General features: G+C 68.1%; 26 protein-coding genes and 1 pseudogene. 15 read left to right on the forward strand and 12 right to left on the reverse strand.

Annotated features, from left to right (window positions below; translation table 11 throughout):
* Positions 1-119 precede the first annotated feature (119 nt).
* Both lspA and ABIC66_RS00470 read left to right on the forward strand, forming a co-directional pair.
* Entirely contained in the window at positions 120-617 is a 498-nt protein-coding gene (gene lspA, locus ABIC66_RS00465) for a signal peptidase II (protein ID WP_354067265.1), read from the forward strand.
* 124 nt (positions 618-741) lie between these two features.
* A complete protein-coding gene (locus ABIC66_RS00470) occupies positions 742-1,311 on the forward strand; it encodes a DUF3035 domain-containing protein (RefSeq protein ID WP_354067266.1) in 570 nt (189 codons plus the stop codon).
* Between the two features lie 61 nt (positions 1,312-1,372).
* On the opposite strand, the gene ABIC66_RS00475 is transcribed toward ABIC66_RS00470, so the two are convergent.
* The 3 genes and pseudogenes from ABIC66_RS00475 to ABIC66_RS00485 form a co-directional block, all read right to left on the reverse strand.
* Positions 1,373-2,281, reverse strand: a complete 909-nt coding sequence (locus ABIC66_RS00475) for a TraB/GumN family protein (RefSeq protein WP_354067267.1) — start codon at positions 2,279-2,281, stop codon at positions 1,373-1,375.
* 54 nt (positions 2,282-2,335) lie between these two features.
* Positions 2,336-3,286 carry a TraB/GumN family protein gene (locus tag ABIC66_RS00480; protein WP_354067268.1) on the reverse strand — a complete coding sequence of 317 codons (951 nt, stop codon included), beginning with the start codon at positions 3,284-3,286 and terminating at the stop codon, positions 2,336-2,338.
* Between the two features lie 68 nt (positions 3,287-3,354).
* A pseudogene (locus tag ABIC66_RS00485) lies at positions 3,355-4,405 on the reverse strand (TraB/GumN family protein); the annotation flags it as partial.
* Positions 4,406-4,512: 107 nt separating this feature from the next.
* Between ABIC66_RS00485 and mutL the strand changes: the two are divergent.
* Positions 4,513-6,414: a DNA mismatch repair endonuclease MutL gene (mutL, locus tag ABIC66_RS00490; RefSeq protein WP_354067269.1), complete on the forward strand. Its 1,902-nt coding sequence runs from the start codon at positions 4,513-4,515 to the stop codon at positions 6,412-6,414.
* A gap of 148 nt (positions 6,415-6,562) precedes the next feature.
* Here mutL and ABIC66_RS00500 read toward each other — a convergent pair whose 3' ends face one another.
* A complete protein-coding gene (locus tag ABIC66_RS00500; protein WP_354067270.1) occupies positions 6,563-7,336 on the reverse strand; it encodes a MerR family transcriptional regulator in 774 nt (257 codons plus the stop codon).
* Positions 7,337-7,451: 115 nt separating this feature from the next.
* Between ABIC66_RS00500 and ABIC66_RS00505 the strand changes: the two genes are divergently transcribed.
* Positions 7,452-7,862, forward strand: a complete 411-nt coding sequence (locus tag ABIC66_RS00505) for a VOC family protein (protein ID WP_354067272.1) — start codon at positions 7,452-7,454, stop codon at positions 7,860-7,862.
* Here the strand turns inward: ABIC66_RS00505 and ABIC66_RS00510 are convergent.
* Both ABIC66_RS00510 and ABIC66_RS00515 read right to left on the reverse strand, forming a co-directional pair.
* The gene (locus ABIC66_RS00510) at positions 7,859-9,223 is read right to left on the reverse strand and encodes a hypothetical protein (protein WP_354067273.1); all 1,365 of its coding nucleotides are present in this window, start codon (positions 9,221-9,223) and stop codon (positions 7,859-7,861) included. The two genes, ABIC66_RS00505 and ABIC66_RS00510, sit on opposite strands and share 4 nt — an antisense overlap.
* A gap of 120 nt (positions 9,224-9,343) precedes the next feature.
* Positions 9,344-9,940 (reverse strand): GNAT family N-acetyltransferase, encoded by a 597-nt coding sequence (locus tag ABIC66_RS00515; RefSeq protein WP_354067274.1) that lies wholly within the window; start codon positions 9,938-9,940, stop codon positions 9,344-9,346.
* A gap of 146 nt (positions 9,941-10,086) precedes the next feature.
* On the opposite strand from ABIC66_RS00515, the gene ABIC66_RS00520 reads away from it, so the two are divergent.
* Positions 10,087-11,391, forward strand: coding sequence for an acyl-CoA dehydrogenase family protein (locus ABIC66_RS00520; protein WP_354067275.1), 1,305 nt, complete (start codon positions 10,087-10,089; stop codon positions 11,389-11,391).
* A 130-nt stretch (positions 11,392-11,521) separates the two neighbouring features.
* On the opposite strand, the gene ABIC66_RS00525 is transcribed toward ABIC66_RS00520, so the two are convergent.
* Complete coding sequence (locus tag ABIC66_RS00525; RefSeq protein ID WP_354067276.1) at positions 11,522-12,490, reverse strand: hypothetical protein; 969 nt, start codon at positions 12,488-12,490, stop codon at positions 11,522-11,524.
* A gap of 275 nt (positions 12,491-12,765) precedes the next feature.
* Here ABIC66_RS00525 and ABIC66_RS00530 point away from each other — a divergent pair, with 275 nt between their 5' ends.
* Entirely contained in the window at positions 12,766-13,284 is a 519-nt protein-coding gene (locus ABIC66_RS00530; protein ID WP_354067277.1) for a methylated-DNA--[protein]-cysteine S-methyltransferase, read from the forward strand.
* On the opposite strand, the gene ABIC66_RS00535 is transcribed toward ABIC66_RS00530, so the two are convergent.
* Together ABIC66_RS00535 and ABIC66_RS00540 are read right to left on the reverse strand one after the other, a co-directional pair.
* Positions 13,281-13,706: a DUF4345 family protein gene (locus ABIC66_RS00535; protein WP_354067278.1), complete on the reverse strand. Its 426-nt coding sequence runs from the start codon at positions 13,704-13,706 to the stop codon at positions 13,281-13,283. The genes ABIC66_RS00530 and ABIC66_RS00535 overlap by 4 nt on opposite strands.
* Positions 13,707-13,722: 16 nt before the next feature.
* Entirely contained in the window at positions 13,723-14,106 is a 384-nt protein-coding gene (locus tag ABIC66_RS00540; protein ID WP_354067279.1) for a VOC family protein, read from the reverse strand.
* A gap of 174 nt (positions 14,107-14,280) precedes the next feature.
* Between ABIC66_RS00540 and groES the strand changes: the two genes are divergently transcribed.
* A complete protein-coding gene (gene groES / locus ABIC66_RS00545) occupies positions 14,281-14,571 on the forward strand; it encodes a co-chaperone GroES (RefSeq protein ID WP_354067280.1) in 291 nt (96 codons plus the stop codon).
* A gap of 58 nt (positions 14,572-14,629) precedes the next feature.
* Complete coding sequence (groL, locus tag ABIC66_RS00550; RefSeq protein WP_354067281.1) at positions 14,630-16,276, forward strand: chaperonin GroEL; 1,647 nt, start codon at positions 14,630-14,632, stop codon at positions 16,274-16,276.
* A 150-nt stretch (positions 16,277-16,426) separates the two neighbouring features.
* Here the strand turns inward: groL and ABIC66_RS00555 are convergent, their stop codons facing one another.
* Positions 16,427-16,888: a ricin-type beta-trefoil lectin domain protein gene (locus ABIC66_RS00555; RefSeq protein WP_354067282.1), complete on the reverse strand. Its 462-nt coding sequence runs from the start codon at positions 16,886-16,888 to the stop codon at positions 16,427-16,429.
* Between the two features lie 197 nt (positions 16,889-17,085).
* On the opposite strand from ABIC66_RS00555, the gene ABIC66_RS00560 reads away from it, so the two are divergent.
* Together ABIC66_RS00560 and ABIC66_RS00565 are read left to right on the forward strand one after the other, a co-directional pair.
* Positions 17,086-17,217: a hypothetical protein gene (locus ABIC66_RS00560; RefSeq protein WP_354067283.1), complete on the forward strand. Its 132-nt coding sequence runs from the start codon at positions 17,086-17,088 to the stop codon at positions 17,215-17,217.
* A 42-nt stretch (positions 17,218-17,259) separates the two neighbouring features.
* Positions 17,260-17,574: a hypothetical protein gene (locus tag ABIC66_RS00565; protein ID WP_354067284.1), complete on the forward strand. Its 315-nt coding sequence runs from the start codon at positions 17,260-17,262 to the stop codon at positions 17,572-17,574.
* A 16-nt stretch (positions 17,575-17,590) separates the two neighbouring features.
* On the opposite strand, the gene ABIC66_RS00570 is transcribed toward ABIC66_RS00565, so the two are convergent.
* Positions 17,591-18,592 carry an IMCp domain-containing protein gene (locus ABIC66_RS00570; RefSeq protein WP_354067285.1) on the reverse strand — a complete coding sequence of 334 codons (1,002 nt, stop codon included), beginning with the start codon at positions 18,590-18,592 and terminating at the stop codon, positions 17,591-17,593.
* A 189-nt stretch (positions 18,593-18,781) separates the two neighbouring features.
* Here ABIC66_RS00570 and ABIC66_RS00575 point away from each other — a divergent pair, with 189 nt between their 5' ends.
* Entirely contained in the window at positions 18,782-19,939 is a 1,158-nt protein-coding gene (locus tag ABIC66_RS00575; RefSeq protein ID WP_502910273.1) for a DUF3089 domain-containing protein, read from the forward strand.
* An 80-nt stretch (positions 19,940-20,019) separates the two neighbouring features.
* Here the strand turns inward: ABIC66_RS00575 and ABIC66_RS00580 are convergent, their stop codons facing one another.
* Positions 20,020-20,202 carry a DUF1328 family protein gene (locus ABIC66_RS00580; protein ID WP_354067286.1) on the reverse strand — a complete coding sequence of 61 codons (183 nt, stop codon included), beginning with the start codon at positions 20,200-20,202 and terminating at the stop codon, positions 20,020-20,022.
* 107 nt (positions 20,203-20,309) lie between these two features.
* Here ABIC66_RS00580 and cobT point away from each other — a divergent pair, with 107 nt between their 5' ends.
* The 4 genes from cobT to ABIC66_RS00600 all read left to right on the forward strand — a co-directional run bounded on the left by cobT (position 20,310) and on the right by ABIC66_RS00600 (position 24,409).
* The gene (cobT, locus tag ABIC66_RS00585) at positions 20,310-22,235 is read left to right on the forward strand and encodes a cobaltochelatase subunit CobT (protein WP_354067287.1); all 1,926 of its coding nucleotides are present in this window, start codon (positions 20,310-20,312) and stop codon (positions 22,233-22,235) included.
* Complete coding sequence (locus tag ABIC66_RS00590; RefSeq protein ID WP_354067288.1) at positions 22,232-23,329, forward strand: esterase-like activity of phytase family protein; 1,098 nt, start codon at positions 22,232-22,234, stop codon at positions 23,327-23,329. Before cobT ends, ABIC66_RS00590 begins: the two co-directional genes overlap by 4 nt.
* Positions 23,330-23,534: 205 nt before the next feature.
* Positions 23,535-23,846 (forward strand): hypothetical protein, encoded by a 312-nt coding sequence (locus ABIC66_RS00595; protein ID WP_354067289.1) that lies wholly within the window; start codon positions 23,535-23,537, stop codon positions 23,844-23,846.
* A 263-nt stretch (positions 23,847-24,109) separates the two neighbouring features.
* A complete protein-coding gene (locus ABIC66_RS00600; RefSeq protein ID WP_354067290.1) occupies positions 24,110-24,409 on the forward strand; it encodes a hypothetical protein in 300 nt (99 codons plus the stop codon).
* Positions 24,410-24,474: the final 65 nt, after the last annotated feature.

Here is a 24,474-nt window from a genome sequence, read left to right on the forward strand (position 1 = left end):
CCCTGTCATCCCGGCCGAAGAGCCGGGACCGCTACAAGCACGGCGCTTCCGGCGGTCCCGGATCGGCCCTTCGGGCCGTCCGGGATGACAGTTTTATCGGGGACGGCTTAGGTAGACGTATGAAATCCATCACCCGCCTCGGCTGGACCGCCTACGCCGTCGCCGCCGCCACGCTGATCCTGGACCAGCTGTCCAAGCTGTGGGTCCTGGGGCTGCTCGGCCGCGAACAGGGGGGCAGCGTTCCACTGCTGGGCCCGCTGCACCTGACCATGGTCCATAACTACGGCATGAGCTTCGGCCTGCTGAAGGACAACGACTGGGGCCGCTGGCTGCTGATCGGCTTCTCGATCCTGGTGGTGATCGGCCTGGCGATCTGGGCCCGCAAGGCCACGAAGCTGCTGCCGGCCTTGGGGATCGGCATGATCATCGGCGCGGCGATCGGCAACAACCTGATCGACCGGGTGATGTACGGCTATGTCGTCGACTTCATCGACGTCTCGCGCCTGCATTTTCCCTGGGTGTTCAACGTCGCCGATTCCGGAATCAATGTCGGAGTGGCCCTGCTGCTGATCGACAGCTTCCTCTACGGCGAGAAGAAGCTGGCCGAAACCGAGTAGCTTGGCCGAACAGATTGGGCCGAATGACGCCGCAATCGCGTGGGAGATTGGCGCCCGCGCGAGGATGTCGTATCGAGAGCGTCCGAAATTTGGGCCGGGGGTCGGCCTGCTGGAGCATGGTTTGATGAGTTTCAATCGGGTCGCGACCGTGAGCGCCCTGACCGCCGTGGCCGTGATCGGCTTGGCTGGCTGCACTTCGACCCAGAAAGCCCTGGGGATGAGCAAGGTGGTCCCCGACGAATTCCGCGTGGTCAGCAAGGCCCCTCTGGCCGTGCCGCCGGACTACGCCCTGCGCCCGCCGGCGCCCGGCGAGCCGCGTCCGCAGGAGCTGCAGCCGGAAAGCGCCGCCCGCGCCGCCCTGATCGGCCAGAGCAACGCCGCCGGTCGTTCGGAAGGTGAAAAGCTGCTGGTCTCGCGCGCCGGGTCCGACAAGGCCGATCCGCTGATCCGCTTCGTCGTCGACGACGAGAACGGCGACCTGGCCCACAAGGACGAGAGCTTCGCCAGCAAGGTGATGTTCTGGAAGAAGGGCCAGGCCAAGACCAACGTCGCCACGGCCGCCGAATCCGGCGCCAACGCGCCGCTGGAAGTCGACGCCGCCGCCGAGGAAGCGCGCCTGAAGAAGCTGGTGGGCTCGGGCGGCGTGGTCATCAGCCGCGAGAAGAAGTCGGGCATCAAGCTGCCGGGCCTCTAGGGCCGGACTTCACGAGACATTCGAACGGCCCGGGACCTCACGGTTCCGGGTCGTTTTCGTTTCAGTCCTCGTCGTCCAGCTGGGCCGGCGTCTCGACGCGATAGCCGCGCTTGCGCAGTTGGTCGAGGACCCCGTCCTGGCGCAGCAGCGGGATCAGGCCGACCAGGGCCACCGCGCCCTCGCCCCGTTCCAAGGTCGCGGCGATCGTGTCCGCCATCTGGCTTTCGGTGTTCTCGAGGGAAGACTGCATGGCCGTCATCGCCTGGACACAAGGGTCGTAGGTGGCCGGACCGATCAGCAAGGCCCGGACGTCGCCGCGCATCCAGGCTTGGGCGCGCTGCTCACGAAGGGCGGCGGGATCGCGCGGACGCATGGCCCACCGGACACAGGTCAGGCTGTCGTGACCGCCCCTTTGGAAGCTGGCCTTCATGCTCTGCGCCTCCTGGCCGCCCACGGGGATCGGACGGGCGCCGAGGCGCTGCGCCTTGGCGGCCAGGTCCTGGGACTTGCCCGCCTTGGGTTTGGCGCGAGATTCAAGCTCCGACGCGATGATCAGACCGGCCAGATTCGGCCGGAGCTTGGCGTACATCTCCGTCGGACGTCGGGTCGCGGCGGCGATCTCGGCCAGTCGCGCCCGCTCAGCCTCGGTCAATTCGTCGACCCAGTTCCGATCGGCGTCCAACGTCCCCTTCTCGAACTTCGCCTTGCTGGGCAGGAGGGTGATGATCCGCCGCGACGCCTTCACGCGCCGCTCGAACGCCTTGCCGTCCCACTTGGCGTCGGCGGGCACCGGGACGCCGACGCCCAGCACCCAGACCTTGGCGCTCCCCTTGCCGACGCCCCACCAGGCCGGGCCGGGCGTGCGGGCGTTGACCACCAGGGCGTCGACCAGGTCGGGCCCGTCGGCCTCCTGGGCCAGGGTCGGGGGCGCGGCCAGGATCATGGCCATGGCGATCAGAACCGTTTTCACGAGACCCCCATCTCAACCTGAGACCTATGATCTCGGGCCGAACCGACCGCCGCGTCAATCCCCGGGCGTGCGGACCGTGATCCCGCGCGCCCGCAGTTTGTCCAGCACGCCGTTCTCGGCCACCAGGCCACGCATCGGGAAGATCGCGACGGCATGGCCCGGGGTCTTGAGCAGCTCCGCGATCGCGGTCGCCTCGTCGTCCATCTGCCGGCGCACGATCTCGTTGACGCCCGGCAGCAGCAGCTCGCATCGCTCGGCGCTACGCGACTCGGCCAGGGCGGCCCTGACCTGGCCTTGCGCCCAGGCGCGCGCGGCGGCTCGCTGGGGCTCGGGCCCGGCGTCGATGGTGTCGAGCGTCTCGGACAGGCAGACCAGACCCGCCTCCTCGGTGTGCTCCCGCACCAGGGTCTTGATCATCGGCATCGCCTTATAGACCTGGGCGGGACGGGGTTTCGTCCGATGCTGGCGCGCGAGTCGGGCGATTGTCTTCTCCGGCTCGGAGCTTTGTAGCTCGGCCTTGCGATCGGCCTTGCCGTCCAGCTGCAGGGCCACCAGCAACGGCTTCCAGTCTTTCCAGCCGTCGGGATCCTTGGGCTCGACGGCGGTCCAGGCGCGCTGCAGCCGCGCCGCCAGGGCCGGCGAGCGCCGCGCCCACGCGCCGTCGCCCTTCAGGGACTTGCGCAGTTTCAGCATGGCCGGAACGTCGGTCAGGCCGGCTCGCGCCACAGGCTGGGTCAGCACGGCGAAGGCTCCGTCCAGCCGGCGCTCCAGCACCGAGGTGTCCCAACTCATCCCCTTGGGAAGCGCGCCGGGAGTCCCCAGAACATAGACGGTGGTGTCGGCGTCGGTGACGCGCCACCAGGCCGGACCCGGCAGCTTGGCGCTGACCACCAGGGCCTCGACCACATTGGCCTGCGGGTCGTCGATGAGTGGGCTGACCGCCTGGGCGTGGGCGCCGGTCGCGGCGGCCAGCGCCAGGGCCAGGCCCGTCAATATCGAACGCATATCGTTTCCCCCTTAGCCTCCCCCGAAGCATGCCGACCCTGGCGGGGCGATGCGGCGGAAGCTTGGCCTTATTCGGGCGCGACCACGGTGAAGCCCTTGGCGCGCAGGCGATCCAGCACGCCGTCCTGGCTCAGCAGCGAACGTAGCTCGATCACCGCCACGGCCTTGCCGGGCTTCTTCAGGGCCGAGGTGATCGCGCCGACGGCGTCGTCCTGGCCCTCCTTGAACTGGCGGGCGATCCAGGGCGTGGAGGCCAGGCACCGCTGATAGCCGCGCTCGGCCGAGACGACCTCGCGCACCTGCCCCTCGGCCCACTGGTCGGCGGTCTCGCGCACGCCGGCCAGGCCGTTCTCGGCCTGCTTGAGGCCCGCGTCCAGGCACAGCTCCTGCAGCGGCTGAGGCGCCTCGGCCAGCGACTTGACCATGCCGATCAGGTCGTAGTCGTCCAGCTTCTTGACCCGCGGCTGGACGGCGATGTCCTTGCTCTTGGCCAGGTCGCGGATGCGGTCGGTCAGCTTGCCCACGGTGATCGAAACACCGCCGCCCCGGTTGTTGGCGATGATGAAGCCCGCCAGCGCCGGCTTCATGTCGTCGTGCTCGGTCACCGGCTTGCCCCGGGCCTTCAGCTGCTTTTCCAGCCGCGCGCGCAGCTCGGGCGGCAGAGTCTCGCGCATGGGCTTGTCCATGATGAACTGTTTGCCGCGCCCGGGGATCAGGGCCAGCAGGCTGAGGATCCTGACCTCTGGCTCCTGGCCGAGGATCAGCACATTGGCCCCATCCAGCCGGCGGCGCAGCACCGAGTCGTCGAAGTCCAGCTTGTCCGGAATGAAGGCCGGCACGCCCATCACATAGACCGTGGTGTCGGCGTCGGTGACCTTCCACCAGGCGGGCCCCGGCAGGCGGGCGTTGACGATCAGCTCCTCGACCAGATTGGCCTGGCTGTCGACCGGCGTCAGGTCCACCGGCTTGGTCTGGTGGATCGAGACCTCGTTCTTTCCCTGGACTTGCGCCAGGGCGGAACCGCCGCACAGAAGGGAAAACGCCAGGCCGGCGGCGGCGAAACGGGTCAGCGTCACTATCTGTGATCCTCGAACGGCGGCGGAATCGAGCTAAGCTCCTCGGTCTCCACCTCGTTGGCCGATCGCGGTTCGTTCGGCAACTTAAGGAGTTGCAATGTACGGTCCCGCTTCGGGGCGGACCGGCCTGCTTCGTTGAAAGTCCGCTTGATGCCCATCCGCCGCCTGCCGCCCGAGACCGTCAACCGCATCGCCGCCGGCGAGGTGGTCGAACGCCCGGCCAGCGCCATCAAGGAACTGGTCGACAACGCCATCGACGCGGGCGCCACGCGGATCGAGGTCGAAGCCCACGGCGGCGGCCTGACCCGCATCCTGGTCGCCGACGACGGCTGCGGCCTGTCGGCGGAAGAACTGCCGGTCGCCCTCGAGCGCCACGCCACCTCGAAGCTGGCCCCGGACGAGGATGGCCTGTGGGACCTGCTGCGCATCCACACCATGGGCTTCCGGGGCGAGGCGCTGCCGTCGATCGGCTCGGTGGCGCGATTGACGATCAGCTCGCGGGCCAAGGGCGCCAGCGACGCCCATTCGATCCTGGTCGAGGGCGGTCAGGTCGGCGACGTCGCTCCCGCCGCCTTCCCCGGCCCGCACGGGGCGCGGATCGAGGTCCGAGACCTGTTCTACGCCACCCCCGCCCGCCTGAAGTTCATGAAGTCCGAGCGCGCCGAGGCCCTGGCGATTACCGAGGAGATCAAACGCCAGGCCATGGCTAACGAAAGCGTCGGCTTCTCCCTGGACATCGACGGCCGCCGCATCCTGCGTCTGCCGCCCGAGCATCCGGGGCCGCAGGGGCGCCTGGCCCGCCTGGCCGCCGTGCTGGGCCGCGACTTCCAGGACAACGCCATCGAGATCGACCAGACCCGCGACGGCGTGCGGCTGTCGGGCTTCGCCGGCCTGCCGACCTACAACCGCGGCAACGCCGCCCACCAGTATCTGTTCGTCAACGGCCGGCCGGTCCGCGATCGCCTGCTGCAAGGCGCGCTGCGGGCCGCCTATGCGGACTTCCTGGCGCGCGACCGCCATCCGACGGCGGCCCTGTATGTCACGCTGGACACCGCCGAGGTCGACGTCAACGTCCACCCGGCCAAGGCCGAGGTGCGCTTTCGCGATCCGGCCCTGGTGCGCGGCCTGATTGTCGGGGCCCTGCGCCACGCCCTGGCCGGGGCCGGCCACCGCGCCTCCACCACCGTCGCCGCCCAGGCCCTGGACAGCATCCGCGCCCAGCAGAGCCCGTTCCCCGGCTACCAGCCGGGCCCTTCTCCCGCCGGCTTCTCGGCCTGGCGCGAGGGCGGCTGGACGCCGCCGACGCAGCGCGCGATGGACTTGCCGGGGCTCTCCGAAGTCTCCGCGCGGGTCGAGCCCAGCTATAGCGGAGATCTGGCTGAGGTGGTCCGCGAGGCCTATACGAACGTCGCGTTCGAAGATCGTCCGATGACGGACTATCGCCCCGCCGACGCGCCGTTCGACCCCGTCGACTTCCCGCTGGGCGCGGCCCGGGCCCAGGTGCACGAGACCTATATCGTCGCCCAGACCCGCGACGGCATGGTCATCGTCGACCAGCACGCCGCCCACGAGCGGCTGGTCTATGAGCGCATGAAGGGCGAGATGGCGACCGGCGGCGTGGCCCGCCAGACGCTGCTGCTGCCCGAGGTGGTCGACCTGGATCCCGCCGAAGCCGAGCGTGTCGTCGCCCGCGCCGAGGAGCTGGCCGCCCTGGGCCTGGTGATCGAAAGCTTCGGTCCCGGCGCGGTGCTGGTGCGCGAGACGCCGGCCCTGCTAGGCAAGACCGACGCCGCCGCCCTGGTCCGCGACATCGCCGACGACCTGGCCGAGAACGGCCAGGCCCTGGCCTTGAAGGAGCGGCTGGAAGAGGTCTGCTCGACCATGGCCTGCCACGGCAGCGTCCGCGCCGGCCGCCGCCTGAACGGCGCCGAGATGAACGCCCTGCTCCGCGAAATGGAGGCCACGCCCCACTCCGGCCAGTGCAACCACGGCCGCCCGACCTATGTGGAGCTGAAGCTGGCCGATATCGAGAAGCTGTTCGGGCGGCGCTGAGGGCTTAGCGCCCCCTCCGTCACGATGCGTATCCGCATCGCGCCACCTCCCCCGTTTCACGGGTGAGGAGGAAGGCTTATCCTCCCTTGCGAAGCGGGGGAGGTGGATCGACGCCGATAGGCGACGAGACGGAGGGGGCGCTTGGACGCTAAGCCGCCTGTCTCTCCGCGAACACCCGCATCGCCTCGGCCAGATACTCGGTCAGCCCCGGCGCCAACGCCTCGTACCGGGCGTTGAACTCCGGGTGCTCCAGATAGAGTCGGCCCAGGCCCGTGAAAGCCTCCGGCGTCGGTTCGCGGTTCCAGCTCACGCCGATCCAGTCCCACCAGCGCCGCATGATCGCCGCCACCGCCGCGCTATCGGCCGGCAGGCCCGCGTTCAGCGCCTTGGCGATGTCGGCCTCCAGCGCCTGGCCATCGGTCATCAGCGCGGCGATCTCGCTTTTGCTCATGCCCTTGCGCCGTTCCTTAGCCTCGGCGATCCGCGGAGCCATCGACTCACCATAGCGGTCGATCAGCCACGCCTCGTGCTGGGCCTGCTTCTCGGGCGAGAAGCCTTGGAAAAGTCGTTCGTCATCCATCGTCTCGTCTCCTTCGAGGTCGGCGAGGGTGCGGTCGACGACGTCCACCAGAGCCGCGTAGCGCTCGACTTCCGCGGCCAGGCGAACCCGATGGGCGCGCAAGGCGGCGGGCAGGTCGAAGCCCGGGTCGTCCAGGGCGGCCCGGATGTCCTTGAGCGGAGTTTCCAGGGCGCGGTGGAACAGGATCTGCTGCAGCCGCAGCAAATCCTCGCGGTCGTAGTAGCGGTAGCCGTTGGCCCCGACGGCGCGCGGCCGCAGCAGGCCGATGGCGTCGTAGTGGTGCAGCGCGCGCACCGAAACGCCCGAAAGCCTCGCCATCCGCCTGACCGTGTAGACGCTCATCGACCTTTCCCTCTCGATGGAGCGATCAATCAGGTCTGACGCGGCGTGAGGGTCAAGCGGGCCGGCAACTGATCTTGTCGGCGAGGCGTTGGGGTCCGAAACCCGGAGGTCTCCCATGCCCCCCATGCAAGTCCAGCGCGGCCGACTGATCGATCACGTCCACCTGCGGACCCAGGACCTCGAAAAGACCAAGCGGTTCTATCGCGCGGTGCTCGACGCCGTGGGCGTTCCGTTCGCCGAGGATGACAAGCATCTCAGCTGCGACGAGCTGTGGATCGACGTCGGCGAGCCCGCCACCCACGTCCACCTGGCCTTCCAGGCCAAGGACCAGGACATGGTGAAGCGGTTCCACGAAGCCGGCTTGGCCGCCGGCGGACGCGACAATGGCGCGCCGGGCGAGCGGCCTTATCATCCGGGCTACTACGCCGCGTTCCTGTGGGACCCGGAGGGCAACAATATCGAGGCGGTGTTCCACGGCCCGAACACGCGCTCGGCCGACAGCGTGACGATCACCGCGAAGGGTTAGGCCGCGCTCTGCGCCAGGGCCAGCGGCGCGCCTTCGGGGCCGGCGACCGGCTTGTCCATCAGGTCGGTCACCGCCGGGCCCTGGACGCGGGCGATGCCGCCGGCCCGGCAGGCCTCCAGCTCGACGGCCGAGGTGACGTTGGCCACCGCCTGCTCCACGCCCTTGCTGACGTAGCCGGCCTTGCGCTCGACGAACTTCAGGATCTGCTTCAGGCGGTCGTGCTCGGACTCGCCATTCAAGACGAGGGTGATGGTGTCGACCAGCTCGGGCGGCATGCCCTGGATCGGAAAGGTCGGATCGGCGACCTGCACGTCCATGCGCGCGAAGCTGCCCTTCAGGAAGGCCCGCATCTGCTGCAGCATGCCGATCGAGGCCTCGCGCGGCGTGCAGTAGATCGTAGCGGTCAGGCGCGGCTGCTGGTCCAGCGGATAGCGCGACAGGCGGCTCTTGTAGGAGTCCTGCGACGACGGGGTGGTCAGGTTCCAGAACCCGAACGGCACCTGGATCTCACCGAATGGCGCGGTCTTCAGGGCGGCCTGGGTGTCGGTCAAGGCGATCAGGTCGCGCTTGAGCAACTTGGCGTCGTCCTCGGGCGGAGGTCCGACCAGGTCGGCGCGCATGCCGATCCGGGCGCCGACGAAGACGCCCTCGACCAAGTCGTAGATGCCCCACCAACCCGTCTCGGGCGGCGGCGGGGGCGGCTCGACCTTGGCCGCGGGCTTGACGATGGCCGGCCCGGCCCTCGGCGTGGCCTTGGTCGGCGCGATGATCGGCGGCGGCTCCGGCGCCACGGCGGCGGCCGACTTCGGCGGCGCGACGATCGCCGGAGCGGGAACAGGGGCGGCGGCCTCGGCCGCGGGCTGAACCGCGATCGGCGCGACGGTCGCCGGCGAGGCGGCCTTGGCCTTCTCGGCGGCGAGGGCGGCGGCTTCTTCGCGCGTGCTTGGCAGCGGCTCGATGGAGTCGGCCGTGATCATGTGGACGCGGCCAGGCTCGCCTTCATAGCCTTCGCCGGCGAGCAGGCCGCGCAGTTCCTTCTGCGACAGGGCGGCGAACTGCAGCACCGCGCTTTCGTCGCCTTCGAAGGTCATCAGAGCGATCTGGCCGATGGGGCGGCCGGGGAACAGAACCTTCTCCAGCTCGGCGGCCAGGCCCTGCACCTCGGTCGGGTCCAGGTGTTCGACATTGTGGTCGGCGAGCACGAAGGCCAGGGGCGCGACGGCCCCGCACTTGCGCGGCGCACGCCAGCGGGCTTTCAGAAATGCATCCGCGACCCCCTGCGCCTTGTGCTTGGGGATATCGCCCGGGGCGCTTTCGCCGTCGGCGGTAAACAAGATTCGCAAGCAGGCGATGGCGGTCATGAGGCCTGAAGCTAGGGCCTCATGATTTGCGAAGTCTTACAACCGAGAGGATAACGGCGGTTTTTTCAGGAGTTGGCGCGCGTTTCGGAACATCCAGGCCGCGACATTTTGGCACAACCCTTAGACGAAGGTCTCGCTGAGCCGGAATTCCAGCCGCTCGCGGATCGCCGGCCAGTCGTAGTCGGTGATCGAGAACACGGCGGTGTCGCGCACGTGGCCGGTCCAGGTGACCTTGTGGCTGCGCAGCACGCCTTCCTTGCTGGCCCCCAGCTTCTCGACCGCGGCCTGGCTGCGGGCGTTGCGGACGTCGACATTGAACTCGACGCGGATCGCCCCGGCCTTCTCGAAGGCGTGGGCCAGCATCAGGCGCTTGCTCTCCGGATTGACCGGACCCGAGCGCGCCTCGGGGTTCAGGAAGGTCGAGCCAATCTCCAGCCCGCCATGCAGGCGGCGGATGTTCAGGTAGCTGGACGTGCCGATCACCTGGCCGTCCGACAGGCGGCGGATGGCGAAGCCGACGCGCTCGCCCCGATCGGTCTCGCCCTGCAGCGCGCCCCAGAAGTCCTCGAAGCCCTCGCCGCAGCCGTTGACCGACATGATCTCCCAACTGGCGGGATCGCAGTCGATGGCGGCCTTCAGCTCGTCGCGGTGATCAACGGTGATCGGTTCGAGCCGGACGTAGCGGCCCTGCAGGATGTCGGCGGTCAGGTTCAGCATGGCGGTGTTTTCCGCCAGGACGTCCGCCCTGACAACCCGGTTCGTGACCGCTTCGACAAGAGGACCGCTTGCCCCGCGCGTCAGGCCGGTCTACAACCACTTCAAACAACTGTTTGACACAACGAGAAGCGGGTAGAGGGCACGCCATGGACTTCGACATTTCCCCCAAGCAGCGCGTCTTCATGGATCGCGTCGTCGCGTTCATGGACGAGCATATCTATCCGGCGATACCGGCCTACGAGGCCGAGATGAACGTGCTGGGCGCCGAGCGCTGGAAGGTCGTCCAGGTCGTCGAGGAGCTGAAGAAGAAGGCCAAGGCCGCCGGCCTGTGGAACTTCTTCATGCCGCCGCACAGCGGCCAGACCCATGTCGACGACACCTTCGAGTTCGAAGGCGAGCAGCTGACCAACCTGGAATACAGCCTGATCGCCGAGCAGATGGGCAAGGTCGGCTTCGCCTCGGAAGTCTTCAACTGCTCCGCGCCCGACACCGGCAACATGGAAGTGCTGATGCGCTACGGCACGCTGGCGCAGAAGGAGCGCTGGCTGCGCCCGCTGATGAACGGCGAGATCCGCTCGGCCTTTCTGATGACCGAGCCGGCGGTGGCCAGTTCGGACGCCACCAACATCGAGACCCGCATCGAGCGCGACGGCGACGACTACGTGATCAACGGCCGCAAGTGGTGGTCGTCGGGCGTCGGCGACCCGCGCTGCAAGGTGGCGATCGTGATGGGCAAGACCGATCCGACCGCCTCGACCCATAGCCAGCAGAGCCAGGTCCTGGTGCCTCTGGACGCGCCGGGCATCGAGATCGTTCGCATGCTGCCGGTGTTCGGCTATGACGACGCCCCGCACGGCCACGCCGAGGTCATCCTCAAGGACGTCCGCGTGCCGGTCGAGGACGCCTTGCTGCTGGGCGAGGGCCGCGGCTTCGAGATCGCCCAGGGCCGCCTGGGTCCCGGCCGCATCCACCACTGCATGCGCACGATCGGCACGGCCGAGGTGGCGCTGGAGAAGATGGTCAAGCGCCTGATGAGCCGGAAGGCGTTCGGCAAGTACATCTCCGACCACTCGGTCTGGGAGCAGCGCATCGCCGAGGCCCGCATCGACATCGAGATGTGCCGCCTGCTGTGCCTGAAGGCCGCCGACATGATGGACAAGGCCGGCAACAAGTCGGCCCGCCTGGAAATCGCGATGATCAAGGTCGCCGCGCCGCGCCTGGCCCTGAAGATCATCGACGACGCCATCCAGGCCCACGGCGGCGGCGGCGTGACCAGCGACTTCGGCCTCGCGAAAGCGTATGCGGGCATCCGCACCCTGCGCCTGGCCGACGGCCCGGACGAGGTCCACTGCCGCACCATCGCCCGCATGGAAATGTCGAAGTACGGCGACCTGGCCTACAAGCAGAAGGTCGAGCGAGAGGCCGCGCAACACGTGCCGGGGATCCGCTAATCCGCAACCGACCTTGCCCCCTCCGCGCTTCGCGCTCCTCCCCCGGAGGAGGAGGACGTTGCGCGGTGATCCCCCTCTTCCCCGTTCGGGGGAGGAGGGCCGAAGGCCCGGAGGGGGCAAGTCGCGGTGACTAGTTCGACGCCACCGGCACGGTGAACCCACGGCTACGCGCCGGCGCCGGGCTCATCCGCGCGCCGCCGGCCGCGTCCGAGACGCACTGGGCGGTGTCCATCAGCGCGTGCTGGCCCAGGCAGAAGACGTCCTCGTAGTGCGGGCCGGCGACGGCCAGGCACTGGTAGAGGTTCAGCTTGGCCATCTTCACGCAGCTGTCGGCCTTGGGGTCGTGCAGCACCGGCGTCAGGCTCGCGGCGTCCGCGTCGCCGGCCGCGCCCAGCACGGCCAGGGCCGCCAGGGCCGCGGCCCGCGCGGTGACCGGGGTGAACGCGCCGCCGCCCTCGGCCCCGCCGGTCTCCTGGCGTTCCGTCGCGCTCTGGATCAGGCGGCTGGCGTCGCCATCGTCGGGCGAAAAGGCCGTGTTCGAGATTGATTTCACCCGCGCCAGGCGGCCGGCGGTGTCGACGATCGAACCCTTCGACCAGTCCTGGTGCTGGATGTCGTAGGCCGACTGCTTGACGGCGCGGCCGGTCGAGGCCAGCGGCGCGCTCTGGCGCAGCAGGACGGCCTGGACGCGCGCGGCCGCCGGGCCAACGCCTTCGATCTCCATGACCGCATCGGGTTGGGCGGTGAGGCGCTGGGCCAGGGCCTCGGGACCGATCTCGCGGCCCGCCCGGCGCACGCCTTCGACGAAGTCGCGCTCCTGCAGGGCGGCGATGGCGCCGTAGGCGATCATGCCCTCCTCGAACTGGTCGGGCTTGTAGGCCGCGCCCTGGCGCAGGGCCTGGGCCACGTCGTCGCCGCCCCGGAAACCGGCCGAGATGGCGCCGGCGTGATGGGTGTAGTGCTCGAAGGCGCTGGCCGCGGCGACAACCGATTGCGCCAGGCTGACCCCCGGCGCGCCGCGCTCCTGGCGCGCGCCCGCGACACCCGCGCCCAGCACGACGACGCCGACCGCGACCAGCGCGGCTTTACGCTTGAACATGAGAAAACCCTCCGACTGGAGGGAATTAGGCGGCGTTCTGGGTTGACGCGAAAATAATGCTCAGCCCGAATCCTGAGTTAACAGACATGTATTTGACCAATATCCGCGCGCATTTTGTCGCACCATCGACGACTCAATAAAGCAACGCTTCGTCGCGATACTGAATGTCGAGAATCGAACACTCAACCACGGAAAGTGGATAAGAACTTGGCGCAACGCGGGGTGATCGCAAAAATCGGGCGGACAGTCTCGACCCGCCGCGCGAACATCCGCCCATGAGTCGCCCCGACCGCCTGATCCTGGACCGCGCGCCCTCGCCGATCGGCGAGTTGTTGATCGTCACCGACGAGACCGGCGCCCTGCGCGCCCTCGATTTTCATGACCATGAGCACCGGCTGGATCGGCTCCTGCGGACCCACTACCGGACCCTGCGTCCCAAGCCCGGCGCCGCGCCCCGCGCGATCCGCGAGGCCATGGCCGCCTATTTCGCCGGCGAGTTCGCGGCCCTGGGCCGGATCGCCTGGGCGACCAACGGCACGGCCTTCCAACACGCGGTGTGGACGGCGCTGACGGAAATCCCGGCCGGCGAGACGATCACCTATTCGGAACTGGCCCGCCGCGCTGGCCGCCCGGCCGCGGTCCGCGCCGCCGGCCACGCCAATGGCTCCAATCCCTTGAGCATCGTCGCGCCCTGTCACCGGGTGATCGGCATGGACGGGACATTGACCGGCTATGGCGGCGGCATCGAACGCAAGCGCTGGCTGCTGGCCCACGAAGGGTTTCGGCCGCTCTAGGCCAGCCCCATGCCGCGCACCACGACCCGGCCGACCTGGAAGAACGGCAGGCTCAGGGTGATCCCGATCAGGGCGTTGAAGATCATCGCGCCGCCATTGTAGCGCCCCGCATCGCCGTCCAGGGCGGCCGACAGGGCTCGTCCCGCCGCCGCGCCTAGCCAGGCGACCGCCAGGGCCAGGGCCATGGCCGCCCCGATCCGGGGCTGATAGCCGAGATAGAGCGCCGCCACGCCGTGCGAGGCGATCAGCACCCCGCCCAGGGCGCGCCCCTCGGCGAACAGCGGCGGCTTGGGCGTGTCCTCGTCGGCCAGGCCCGCCAGAGCCAACATGGTCTGCGGCCGCGCCAGGATCATGCCGCCCAGCGTTCCGCCGATCACGCAGGCCAGGACCGCCAGAAACAGCGACAGGACGTAGCTCGACATGCCCTAGGGCTCCCCGTTACTCAGACGCGCGGCAGACGGCTTCGACGTTGAAACCGTCCGGATCCAGCACGAACGCGCCGTAATAGTCTTTATCGTAATGTGGGCGAAGTCCGGGCGGGCCATTGTCGCGACCTCCGGCCTTCAAGGCGGCTTCATAGAAGGCGTCGACCTGGGCCCGGGACGTCGCGGCGAAGGCGACATGCAGCTTGCCCTGGGTCGCGTTCTGCTCGGAGATCCAGAACATCGGCCGCTTGATCCCATAGCCGACGGCGTCGACTCCGCCGGTGAATTCCTTGGGCACGACATACAGCTGGCGAACTCCGAGCGGCGCCAGGGCCGCGTCATAAAAGGCCGCCGAACGCTGGAAGTCGGCCACGCCGAACCCCACATGATCGAACATCGAACCCTCCCGCATTGATCGCGTCGAAAAAAGTTCGTCAGCGACGTCCTTGACTCCCCGGAGGACGGCGCCTAACTCACGCTCGGCGTTGGCACTCAAGGGGCGCGACTGCTAACAGCGCCGTTCCCCTCGCTGACGAAGCCCTTACACAAACCGTTCCGACGGAGAACAACAATGAAATTTCGTCCCCTGGGCGACCGCGTCCTCGTGAAGCGCGTCGAAGAAGAAACGAAGACCAAGGGCGGGATCATCATCCCCGACACCGCCAAGGAAAAGCCGCAGGAAGGCGAAGTCGTCGCGGTCGGTCCCGGCGCTCGCAACGACAAGGGCGACGTCGTCGCTCTGGACGTCAAGACCGGTGACCGCATCCTGTTCGGCAAGTGGTCGGGCACGGAAGTGAAGGTCGACGGTCAAGACCTGCTGATCATGAAGGAAAGCGACGTCCTGGGCGTGGTCGAGGCTTAAGCCTCCCCCGTTCCCAATCGCTTTCGACTCCACGTTTCTCTTTTAGAAGGGCTCTAACATGGCCGCTAAAGACGTCTATTTCTCCTCCGACGCGCGCGACAAGATGCTGCGCGGCGTCAACATCCTCGCCAATGCGGTGAAGGTGACCCTGGGCCCCAAGGGCCGCAACGTCGTCATCGAAAAGTCGTTCGGCGCCCCGCGCTCGACCAAGGACGGCGTCTCGGTCGCCAAGGAAATCGAACTGGCTGACAAGTTCGAGAACCTCGGCGCGCAGATGATCCGCGAAGTGGCCAGCAAGACCAACGACAAGGCCGGCGACGGCACCACCACCGCCACGGTGCTGGCCCAAGCCATCGTCCAGGAAGGCCTCAAGTCGGTCGCCGCCGGCATGAACCCGATGGACCTGAAGCGCGGCATCGACAAGGCCGTGCACATCGTCGTCGAAGAGATCAAGAAGTCGTCGAAGAAGGTCACGACCAACGCTGAAATCGCCCAGGTCGGCACCATCTCGGCCAACGGCGACAAGGAAGTGGGCGACATGATCGCTCGCGCCATGGACAAGGTCGGCAACGAAGGCGTCATCACCGTCGAGGAAGCCAAGACCGCCGAAACCGAACTCGACGTCGTCGAAGGCATGCAGTTCGACCGCGGCTACCTGTCGCCCTACTTCGTCACCAACGGCGACAAGATGGAAGTTCAGCTGGAAGAGCCGCTGATCCTCCTGTTCGAAAAGAAGCTGTCGTCGCTGCAACCGCTGCTGCCGGTGCTGGAAGCCGTCGTCCAGTCGGGCCGCCCGCTGGTCATCATCGCCGAGGACGTCGAAGGCGAGGCCCTGGCCACGCTGGTCGTCAACAAGCTGCGGGGCGGCCTGCGCGTCGCCGCCGTCAAGGCCCCGGGCTTCGGCGATCGCCGCAAGGCCATGCTGGAAGACATCGCCATCCTGACCGGCGCGCAAGTCGTGTCGGAAGACCTGGGCATCAAGCTCGAGAACGTGTCGCTCGACATGCTCGGCAAGGCCAAGAAGGTCTCGATCACCAAGGACGACACCACGATCGTGGATGGCGTCGGTGAGAAGGAAGCGATCGAGGCCCGCATCGCCCAGATCAAGCGCCAGATCGAAGACACCACCTCGGACTACGACAAGGAAAAGCTGCAAGAACGCCTGGCCAAGCTGGCCGGCGGCGTCGCGGTCATCCGCGTCGGCGGCTCGACCGAAGTCGAAGTGAAGGAAAAGAAGGACCGCGTCGACGACGCCCTGAACGCGACCCGCGCGGCCGCCGATGAAGGCATCGTTCCGGGCGGCGGCACGGCTCTGCTGAAGGCCTCCCAGGTCCTGGCGAACCTGACCGGCGACAACGACGACCAGACCGCCGGCATCGCCATCGTCCGTCGCGCCCTGCAGGCGCCGATCCGTCAGATCGCCGAGAACGCCGGCGTCGAAGGCTCGATCGTGGTCGGCAAGGTCCTGGAAAGCGACAGCGCCTCGTTCGGCTTCAACGCCCAGACCGAGCAATATGTCGACCTGGTCGCCGACGGCGTCATCGACCCGGCCAAGGTCGTCCGCACGGCTCTGCAGGACGCCGCCTCGGTGGCCGGCCTGCTGATCACCACGGAAGCCGCGATCGTCGAAGCCCCCAAGAAGGGCGGCGGCGCCGGTGGCCCTCCGGGCGGCGGCATGGGCGGCATGGGCGACATGGATTTCTAAGAGAAATCCATAAAGTCACCCATCCTCTAAGGAGGTCGGGATCGGCATGCCGATCCCGAGCGGCGACATGGATTTCTAAGAAGTCCTGTTGGCTAAACGCTGAAAAAGACGAAGGGCGGGGCCGCGAGGCTCCGCCCTTTTTCGCGCCCGTCAGCGGTGCGCCACCTCGAAGCGCCATTTTTGATTGTCGCCGCCGTTCCAGGGAAACCGGATGACGTAGCGGTTATTGACCATCATGCTTTCGCTGATGTCGGCCACACGCGACTTGTCCCAGTTGTTCAGGGCGAACCACGGATGGGGATCGAGGTCATCAATCGTGAACAGCGAGTCCCGGCCGTGGGAGTTCATCTCCGACACCAGTCGCAGGGCGTCGCGGTCGACGTTCCAGGCCAGGAAAATCTGGGGGGAGTCCGCGCACCGCAACTTAAACTGGGTGTCGTTCACGTAGTAGACGCCCCACACCGTGCTCAGGTCGTTGTATTGGCTGAGCGGCCTCAACACGGCCATCCCGATGCCGTTGCGGTATTCCGTGCCCCGCCCGATGACCCACTGGTTGGCGGGATCGAGATAGGCATGGAACCGGACAAACCCGTCATGCGGCAGCTTGGTCATCGCAGCCTCCCTATATGCTTGTTTTCGCGGGAGAAGGCTGGGCTCGCCGACCGGGAGCGACTGTGACGAAACTCACGCCGTCGCTAGTTCAGATGACAGCGCCCTCACCTTCCCGTGACGACCAAATTCGCCTCGCATCCAATTTTCGCCACAGGCGTTAACAGCTCCGGCCAAGATTGAAGGCATGGAGGCGATCGATGGCGTTCGTGCGTGAATTTCCAAACCACCGTCGTCGCCGGCAGTCCCGGACGACCGTGGTCGTCATCGCGTTGTCGGCCTGGCTGGTGCTGGGCCTGATCAGTCAGGCGGCGTTTCAGCTGATCGGTTGAACTTCCCTTTGCGAAGCGCGCGCGGATGGCTACATCCGGGCCATGTTCCGCCAGCGCCCCGACGCCGATCTGATCGTTCAAGGCTGGGTCATCGGCGTGATGGTCGAGGTCCCGGGCGAGCGCGCGCCGGTCCGTCACTATTTCGCCGTCGGCAAGGCCGACCGGGCCCAGGCCGAATGGACGGCCGTGGACCTGGCGCAGAACGCCGGCGCGGTGGCGTCCAGTCCCGTGGGCGGCCAGGAGCCGGTCGAGGCGCTGCGCGAGATCGTCGCCTATCGCATGCGCGATCTGGGCCTGAAGCCCGGTGAGGCGCGGTCCCTGGGCGACAAGAACCCGCGCCGCTGGCTGTCGCTCTGAGCTAGTGGCGCCTGAGCTAGTGGTGCTTGCCGCCGCCGCAGGCGCCGCAGCCGCCGCCGCCCGAATAGCCGCCGCCGACGTGCACCGAGGACGAGGCGGACGCCGAGGCCGACGCCGCGCTCGACGCCGACCCGCTCGCATAGCCGCTCGACCAGCCACCGCCGCCCGAATAGCCGACGCCGCCATAGCCGCCGCCGCGTCCGCCCGACGGCCGCCCGACATAGCCCATCGGCAGTGGCGGCGGCGCGACATAGCCCCAGGCGCTGGCCGGTTCGGCGTGGGCGTTCCAACCGCCGCCGAAGCCGTAGCGCGAACCCGAATAGGACCCCGAGCCGCCGTAGTACGAGCTGTCGCTGCTTTCCTCGTAGCGTGAGCTCTCGGACTCGTAGCTTTCCTCGTAGGTCTCGACGGCCGCCCCGCCGCGATAGTCGCGATGTTCGCGACGCGGACCGCAATCGCAGTCGCGGATCGGCGGCGCGCGGTCCACGCGAACCGTGCGATCGATATAGACGGGCTTTTCGACGATCCGTTCGACCGGCACTTCCACGCGCTTCTCGATGACCCGGTCGACGGGGCGATCGATATAGACCGGCTTCTCGACGATGCGTTCGACCGGCACCTCGACCCGCTTCTCAATGATCCGGTCGACGGGACGGTCGACATAGACCGGCTTCTCGACGATGCGATCCACGGGCACCTGGACCAGCTTCTCGACCGGCACCTCGACGCGCTTCTCGACGACGACCGGACGTTCGATGATCACCGGCTTCTCGACCACCTTCTCGACGACCGTGGGGTGGTCGACATAGACCGGCACGCGCTTTTCCACGACGACCGGCCGGTCCACATAGACGATCTTCACGCGCGGCCTCGGCGTGGCTCGTTTCGGGACATGGACGGGCTTGTGGGCGCCGCGAACCGGCGCGCCCGGGAAACCGTCGGCCAGAACAGGCGAAACCAGGGCCGCCCCGGCGAAAACCGTCGCCGCGCCCGCGATCAAAAGGGTCCTGAGGCTCATCACCCACCTCGATACTTAAAGCTTTGCCGTCCCGGGGTGGGACGACTCGAGGTTGTTCCCGCAACCCTCGGGCCAAAACCACCCCCGCCCCCCTTGGCGCCTCCCTCTTGGCTATTGGCGTTCTTTTGGCCATGCTCCGCGCCAAACGAGCGTTTGAGCCCGAAGGGGCCAAGTCCTGGGGAGATAACGATGGCGAAGTTTCTGGCGGCGGCCGGCCTGATGGCGGGTCTGGCCCTGACGACCGCGGCCTGCGCCCAGGCGCCCGCCGTTCCGACCGGCCCCAACGACTACGGCAAGACCGAGAACTGGCTGTGCCTGCCCGGCCGCCAGGACGCCTGCGCGGTCGACCAGACCACGACCATCGTCCAGGCCGACGGCAAGACCTCCATCGAGGCCTTCAAACTGGCCGCCAAGCCGGCCTATGACTGCTTCTACATCTATCCGACCGTCTCGACCGATCCGGGCGGCAACAGCGACATGGTCATCGACGACGCCGAGCGGCGGGTGGTCGAGGAGCAGCTGGCCCGCTTTGGCGGCCAATGCCGGGTGTTCGCGCCGATGTACCGCCAGGTGACCCTGGCGGCGCTGCGCGCGGTGATGATGGGCCGGCCCTCCCCCGGCGACGGCGCCCTGGCCTATGGCGATGTGCGCGACGCCTGGAATTGGTACCTGACGCACGAGAACAAAGGGCGCGGGGTGGTCCTGATGGGCCACAGCCAGGGCTCGCGGATGCTGCTGGACCTGCTGAAGAACGAAATCGACGGCAAGCCGGCGCAGAAGCAGATGATCTCGGCCTATGTCCTGGGCATGAACACGCCCGTCACGGACGGCAAGTACGGCTCGATCCCGCTCTGCGAGAAGGCCGATCAGGCCGGATGCCTGGTGACCTATGTCTCGTTCCGCGACACCGCGCCGCCGCCGGCCAACAGTCGCTTTGGCAAGACCGACGAGCAGGGCCGCCGCGCGGGCTGCGTGAACCCCGCCGCCCTATTGGCCGGCAAGGCCTCGACCGACGAGGCGACGCTGCACGCCTATCTCGGGACCAAGCCCTTCCTGTCGAGCCCGCCGCCCAAGCCGTTCGCCAAGGACGTGACGGTCTCGACGCCGTTCGTGTCGCTGCCCGGCCTGATCTCGGCGCGTTGCGTCAGCGACGGCGACTTCACCTATCTAGCGGTCAAGGTGAACGCCGATCCGGCCGATGCGCGCACCGACGAAATCACCGGCGACATCGTGGTGGCCGGCAATGTCTTGAAGGACTGGGGCCTGCACCTGATCGATGTGAATCTGGAGATGGGCGACCTGAACGCCCTGGCCGACCGGCAGGCCAAGACCTACGCGGGACGCTAGGACCCACCCACGGGTCCTAGCGCCATCGAATGCCGGCGGCGGGGTCGACATCCGCTCCGGCCCGCGCAAGGCGGCGGAGGCTATCTCGAACCGCCCGCCGCCTTGAACACGGTCGCGCCCAGCAGCATCACGACGACGAAGCCGAGCAGGAACAGGAAGAACAGGATCTTGGCGATCCCCGCCGCCGCGCCGGCGACGCCCGTGAAACCGAGCGCGCCGGCGATCAGGGCGACGATGGCGAGGATGATGGCCCACTTGAGCATTTTGGTTTCCTTCCAAGGACGCACGGATGGCGTCGTTGGAAAATCAACGTCCCGTCGACGCACGCCGTTCCTTGTTTTCGCCGCCCGGCGCCGCTAACTCGAAGCCCATGGCCTCCAAGCCCGAAAGCCCGACCGAACCCTTCAAGCGCGCCTTGGCGCACGCCGCGCGCTCGCTCGCCGAGACGCCGGATCTGGAGGTCGTGTTCTCGGGCGACGGTCCCCAGCTCTTGGGCAAGCGGGCGGTCCTGCCCCACCCGCCGCGCGACCTGAACGCCAAGGAAGCCGCGCGCATCCGGGGCCTGGCCGATCAGATGGCTCTGCGCCTGGCCCACCACGACCCTATGGCTCACGCCCGCGCGCGTCCCGCCTCGCCCGACGGTCAGGCGGCCTTCGAGTCGATCGAGCAGGCGCGGCTGGAAGCCATCGGGGCCAACGCCCTGGGCGGCGTGCGCCAGAACCTCACCGCCGCCCTCGAGGCGCGGCTGGAGAAGCAGGGCCTGACTCGGGCCATCGCCACCGATCGCCAGTCCGCGCCGATGGCCGAGATCCTGGGCCTGATGGTGCGCGAGCGCCTGACCGGCGACGCGCCGCCCGACGGGGCCAAGGCCCTCGTGGACATCCTGCGCAACGACATCGAGATGAAGGCCGGCAAGGACCTGGATCGTCTGGCCGCCGCCATTGATGACCAGGCCGCCTTCGCCAGGGTGACCCGCGAGATCCTGCGCGACCTCGATCTTGGCGAAGAGATGTCCGAGGCCACCGAGAGTTCCGACGAGGACGACGGCGAGGACGACAGCCCGACCGAGAATTCCGACGAGGATCAGGGCGAGGGCGAAGGCGAGCAGCCCGAGGGTTCCTCACCTCAGGAGAGCGAGGCCTCGGACCGCGAGACCGAGGCCGGCGACGAGGAGATGGTCCAGTCCGACCAGGACGGCGAGGTCGAGGAGAGCGACGAGACCCCCGACATGGGCGACGGCGCCAAGCCCGCCCGTCCGGACACCGGCCCCTCCCAAGGCGCGGAGCCGCTCTACAAAATCTACACCACGGCCCACGACGAGATCGTCCAGGCCGAGGATCTGTGCGACGCCGAGGAGCTGACCCGTCTGCGGGCCTATCTGGACCAGCAGCTGTCGGCCCTTTCCAGCGTGGTCTCGCGCCTGGCCAACAAGCTGCAGCGCCGTCTGCTGGCCCAGCAGAACCGCGCCTGGACCTTCGATCTCGAGGAAGGGATGCTGGACGTCGCCCGCCTGACCCGGGTGATCATCGACCCGACCGCGCCGCTGTCGTTCAAGCAGGAAGAGGACCAGGAGTTCCGCGACACGGTCGTGACCCTCCTGATCGATAATTCCGGCTCGATGCGGGGACGGCCGATCATGGTGGCGGCCATCTGCGCCGACATCCTGGCGCGCACCCTGGAGCGCTGCGGGGTCAAGACCGAGGTGCTGGGCTTCACCACCCGCGCCTGGAAGGGCGGAACCAGCCGCGACGAGTGGATCAAGGCCGGCAAGCCGGCCGCGCCGGGCCGTCTGAACGATCTGCGCCACATCATCTACAAGGCCGCCGACAGCCCCTGGCGTCGGGCTCGCAAGAACCTGGGCCTGATGATGCGCGAGGGCCTGCTGAAGGAGAACATCGACGGCGAGGCCTTGATGTGGGCGCACCAGCGCCTGGTCGGCCGGCCCGAAGCCCGCCGCATTCTGATGGTGATCTCCGACGGCGCGCCGGTGGACGACAGCACCCTCAGCGTCAATTCGGGCCACTATCTGGAGCGCCATTTGCGCCAGGTCATCGCCGAGATCGAGGGTAAGAGCCCGGTCGAGCTGATCGCCATCGGCATCGGCCACGACGTCACCCGCTACTACCGCCGCGCCGTGACCATCGTCGACGTCGAGCAGCTGGGCGGCGTCCTGGTCGAGCAACTGGCGGCCCTGTTCGAGGAAGAGCCGCGCGCCGTGATGCGCTCACGCGGCCTCCTCGCGCCGCCGCCCGTCGTCACGCCCCAGCCGCCGAAAGCCGCCAAGGTCGTGGCGTGATCGGACTGCGCTCGGCCCTCGTCCTGTCGATGATCGGCGGCCTGGGCGGCTTGGCCACCCAGTGCACGCCTCGCAAGCCGCCGCCGGTGGTCGCTACGCCGCCCGCCCCGGTCAAGGCCGGGCCCGAGATCGGCGTGACCACGACGCCCGTGCCGCTGGACGTCGCCAACCCGGCCAAGACGACGCTGGAAGGCGGCTTCACCTATGCCGGCGGCCTGGTCCTGACCAGCGCCGACACCACCCGCCTGCACGGCCTCTCGGACCTGTCGGTGACCGCCGACGGCCGCCTGACGGCGATCACCGACGAGGGCGACGTCTTCGAGGCCAAGATCCAGCTGGACGCCGCCGGGCGCCTGGTCGGCCTCAGCGAGACCAAGCTTCGCCCCCTGCCCGGCCTGAACGGCCAGCCGTTGCCGAACAAGCAGGAGGGCGACGCTGAGGGCCTGGCCGTGTTGCCGAACGGCGACCGTCTGGTCAGCTTCGAGGGCCATCACCGGATCTGGCTGTATCCGGCCCAGCCGGACGGCGGTTGGGGGACGCCGCGCTCCGTCCCCAAGCCCGCCACCATCTTCCCGAACAACGAGGGCATGGAGGCGATCTCGGCCTATCCCGCCGCCGGCCCCGACGCCTATCTGGTGGGCGGCGAGGAGGGCGAGGTCTGGCTGTGCCGCCTGTCGGCCGACTGCAAGTCGCTGCCGCCCCAATCGGGCCCGGACTTCACCTGGGGCCTGACCGGCTTCGCGCCGTTCGCCGGAACCGCCGTGGCCACCCTGCACCGCGGTTTCGATCCGATCCGGGGCTGGCGGTCCGTGGTGCGCTTCATCTCGGATCCGACCCGTCCCCTGGCCCAGCAGCGGACGTCCGCCGCCCTGCACATCGACGGCGCCATGCCGCGCGACAACTTCGAGGGCGTCTCCCTGACCAGCGCGCCCCAGGGCGCGGCGCCCGGCGCGACGCGCCTCTATCTGATCTCGGATGACCAGGCCGTCGGCGCCAACCAGCGCACCCTGCTCTTGGCCTTCGACTGGATCGCGCCCCCCGCTCCGCCGGCGATGCCCGCGCCGGTGAAGAAACGCCCCGTTCGCAGACGCTAAGCGATTTCGTTGCGAACGAGACGGTTTCGTTAACAACTATATGATTGTATTGAACTTTTTCCGGTATTTTTGAATTTCGCACTTGCGAAAGGTACCGGTACCATATACGGATGTCTTCGACGGACGACGAGGCGAGATCCTGGGGGCCGTCAGAGGAACGCACCTGGAGGCGGTTGAATCCAACCTCCTTTTCAGGACTATCAAGATGATCCGTTTGCTCGCTATCGCCATCAGCGCCCTGATGGCCACCGCCGCCGCCACCTCGGCCAGCGCCGGTGAAATCACCGTCAAGGTCGCCGGCCGCGCCACGCCCGCCGTGCATGCCGACATCGTCAACGCCGCCAAGCAGATCTGCGCGGACGACCTGGCCGGCAATCCGAACGCCGCCGACATCACCCCCTACTGCGTCCGCGAAGTCGCGCGCGACGCCATCAGCCGCACCAACAGCCGTGACCTGGTCGCCTACGACAAGGCCCTGGGCCGCAGCGTCTACTTCATGCGCGTCGCCACCCGCTAATCCGCGATCAGCGACCCGAAAAGAGGCCCGCGAGACTTCGGTTTCGCGGGCTTTTTCGCGTCTCGCGAGGCCCGCAATCGGTTGTTCGCACGCGAACCATACTAGTTTGCACGCGAAGGACGCATTGCAACATAACCATTGATAAGTCAGCAGAACGTTGCTATATGCAACGCGACGGGCTCAACAGGCGCCAGACCGAAAACGGACCGTCAGGGGAACGCGTCTGGAGGGGGTTGCTCACAACCCTCTTTCGGAACATCGACATGATCCGCTCCATCGTCCTGGCCGCCTCGGCCATCGCTCTGTTCGCTTCCGCTCCGGCCTCGGCCGCGGAAATGCGCGTCAAGGTCGCCGGCAAGTCGGCCGCCGAAGTCCGCGCCGAAATCGTCAAGGCCGCCTCGACCGTGTGCTGGCAGGACGTCCGTGGCGAAGCCCTCGCCGGCTACCTGTACCCGGCCTGCATCCGCGCCTCGGTCAACGACGCGGTGGCGAAGCTGAACAACCCGGCCCTGAACGCCTACAACTCGGCCAACCCCGCCTCGGGCGCCGTCGTCGCCCGCTAAGCGACCCGTAGAGTACAAGCCTTCCAAACCCGCCGCGGCTCAGTCGCGGCGGGTTTTGCTTGTCT

It is taken from the genome of Caulobacter sp. 1776, assembly GCF_040545685.1.
Lineage (GTDB): Bacteria > Pseudomonadota > Alphaproteobacteria > Caulobacterales > Caulobacteraceae > Caulobacter.

What these genes read in the sequence shown, in the direction of transcription:
- lspA (WP_354067265.1), top strand. Translation starts at nt 120, where the DNA reads ATGAAATCCATCACCCGCCTCGGCTGGACCGCCTACGCCGTCGCCGCC.
- ABIC66_RS00470 (WP_354067266.1), top strand. Translation starts at nt 742, where the DNA reads ATGAGTTTCAATCGGGTCGCGACCGTGAGCGCCCTGACCGCCGTGGCC.
- ABIC66_RS00480 (WP_354067268.1), bottom strand. Translation starts at nt 3,286, where the DNA reads ATGCGTTCGATATTGACGGGCCTGGCCCTGGCGCTGGCCGCCGCGACC.
- mutL (WP_354067269.1), top strand. Translation starts at nt 4,513, where the DNA reads ATGCCCATCCGCCGCCTGCCGCCCGAGACCGTCAACCGCATCGCCGCC.
- ABIC66_RS00500 (WP_354067270.1), bottom strand. Translation starts at nt 7,336, where the DNA reads ATGAGCGTCTACACGGTCAGGCGGATGGCGAGGCTTTCGGGCGTTTCG.
- ABIC66_RS00505 (WP_354067272.1), top strand. Translation starts at nt 7,452, where the DNA reads ATGCCCCCCATGCAAGTCCAGCGCGGCCGACTGATCGATCACGTCCAC.
- ABIC66_RS00510 (WP_354067273.1), bottom strand. Translation starts at nt 9,223, where the DNA reads ATGACCGCCATCGCCTGCTTGCGAATCTTGTTTACCGCCGACGGCGAA.
- ABIC66_RS00515 (WP_354067274.1), bottom strand. Translation starts at nt 9,940, where the DNA reads ATGCTGAACCTGACCGCCGACATCCTGCAGGGCCGCTACGTCCGGCTC.
- ABIC66_RS00520 (WP_354067275.1), top strand. Translation starts at nt 10,087, where the DNA reads ATGGACTTCGACATTTCCCCCAAGCAGCGCGTCTTCATGGATCGCGTC.
- ABIC66_RS00525 (WP_354067276.1), bottom strand. Translation starts at nt 12,490, where the DNA reads ATGTTCAAGCGTAAAGCCGCGCTGGTCGCGGTCGGCGTCGTCGTGCTG.
- ABIC66_RS00530 (WP_354067277.1), top strand. Translation starts at nt 12,766, where the DNA reads ATGAGTCGCCCCGACCGCCTGATCCTGGACCGCGCGCCCTCGCCGATC.
- ABIC66_RS00535 (WP_354067278.1), bottom strand. Translation starts at nt 13,706, where the DNA reads ATGTCGAGCTACGTCCTGTCGCTGTTTCTGGCGGTCCTGGCCTGCGTG.
- ABIC66_RS00540 (WP_354067279.1), bottom strand. Translation starts at nt 14,106, where the DNA reads ATGTTCGATCATGTGGGGTTCGGCGTGGCCGACTTCCAGCGTTCGGCG.
- groES (WP_354067280.1), top strand. Translation starts at nt 14,281, where the DNA reads ATGAAATTTCGTCCCCTGGGCGACCGCGTCCTCGTGAAGCGCGTCGAA.
- groL (WP_354067281.1), top strand. Translation starts at nt 14,630, where the DNA reads ATGGCCGCTAAAGACGTCTATTTCTCCTCCGACGCGCGCGACAAGATG.
- ABIC66_RS00555 (WP_354067282.1), bottom strand. Translation starts at nt 16,888, where the DNA reads ATGACCAAGCTGCCGCATGACGGGTTTGTCCGGTTCCATGCCTATCTC.
- ABIC66_RS00560 (WP_354067283.1), top strand. Translation starts at nt 17,086, where the DNA reads ATGGCGTTCGTGCGTGAATTTCCAAACCACCGTCGTCGCCGGCAGTCC.
- ABIC66_RS00565 (WP_354067284.1), top strand. Translation starts at nt 17,260, where the DNA reads ATGTTCCGCCAGCGCCCCGACGCCGATCTGATCGTTCAAGGCTGGGTC.
- ABIC66_RS00570 (WP_354067285.1), bottom strand. Translation starts at nt 18,592, where the DNA reads ATGAGCCTCAGGACCCTTTTGATCGCGGGCGCGGCGACGGTTTTCGCC.
- ABIC66_RS00575 (WP_502910273.1), top strand. Translation starts at nt 18,782, where the DNA reads ATGGCGAAGTTTCTGGCGGCGGCCGGCCTGATGGCGGGTCTGGCCCTG.
- ABIC66_RS00580 (WP_354067286.1), bottom strand. Translation starts at nt 20,202, where the DNA reads ATGCTCAAGTGGGCCATCATCCTCGCCATCGTCGCCCTGATCGCCGGC.
- cobT (WP_354067287.1), top strand. Translation starts at nt 20,310, where the DNA reads ATGGCCTCCAAGCCCGAAAGCCCGACCGAACCCTTCAAGCGCGCCTTG.
- ABIC66_RS00595 (WP_354067289.1), top strand. Translation starts at nt 23,535, where the DNA reads ATGATCCGTTTGCTCGCTATCGCCATCAGCGCCCTGATGGCCACCGCC.
- ABIC66_RS00600 (WP_354067290.1), top strand. Translation starts at nt 24,110, where the DNA reads ATGATCCGCTCCATCGTCCTGGCCGCCTCGGCCATCGCTCTGTTCGCT.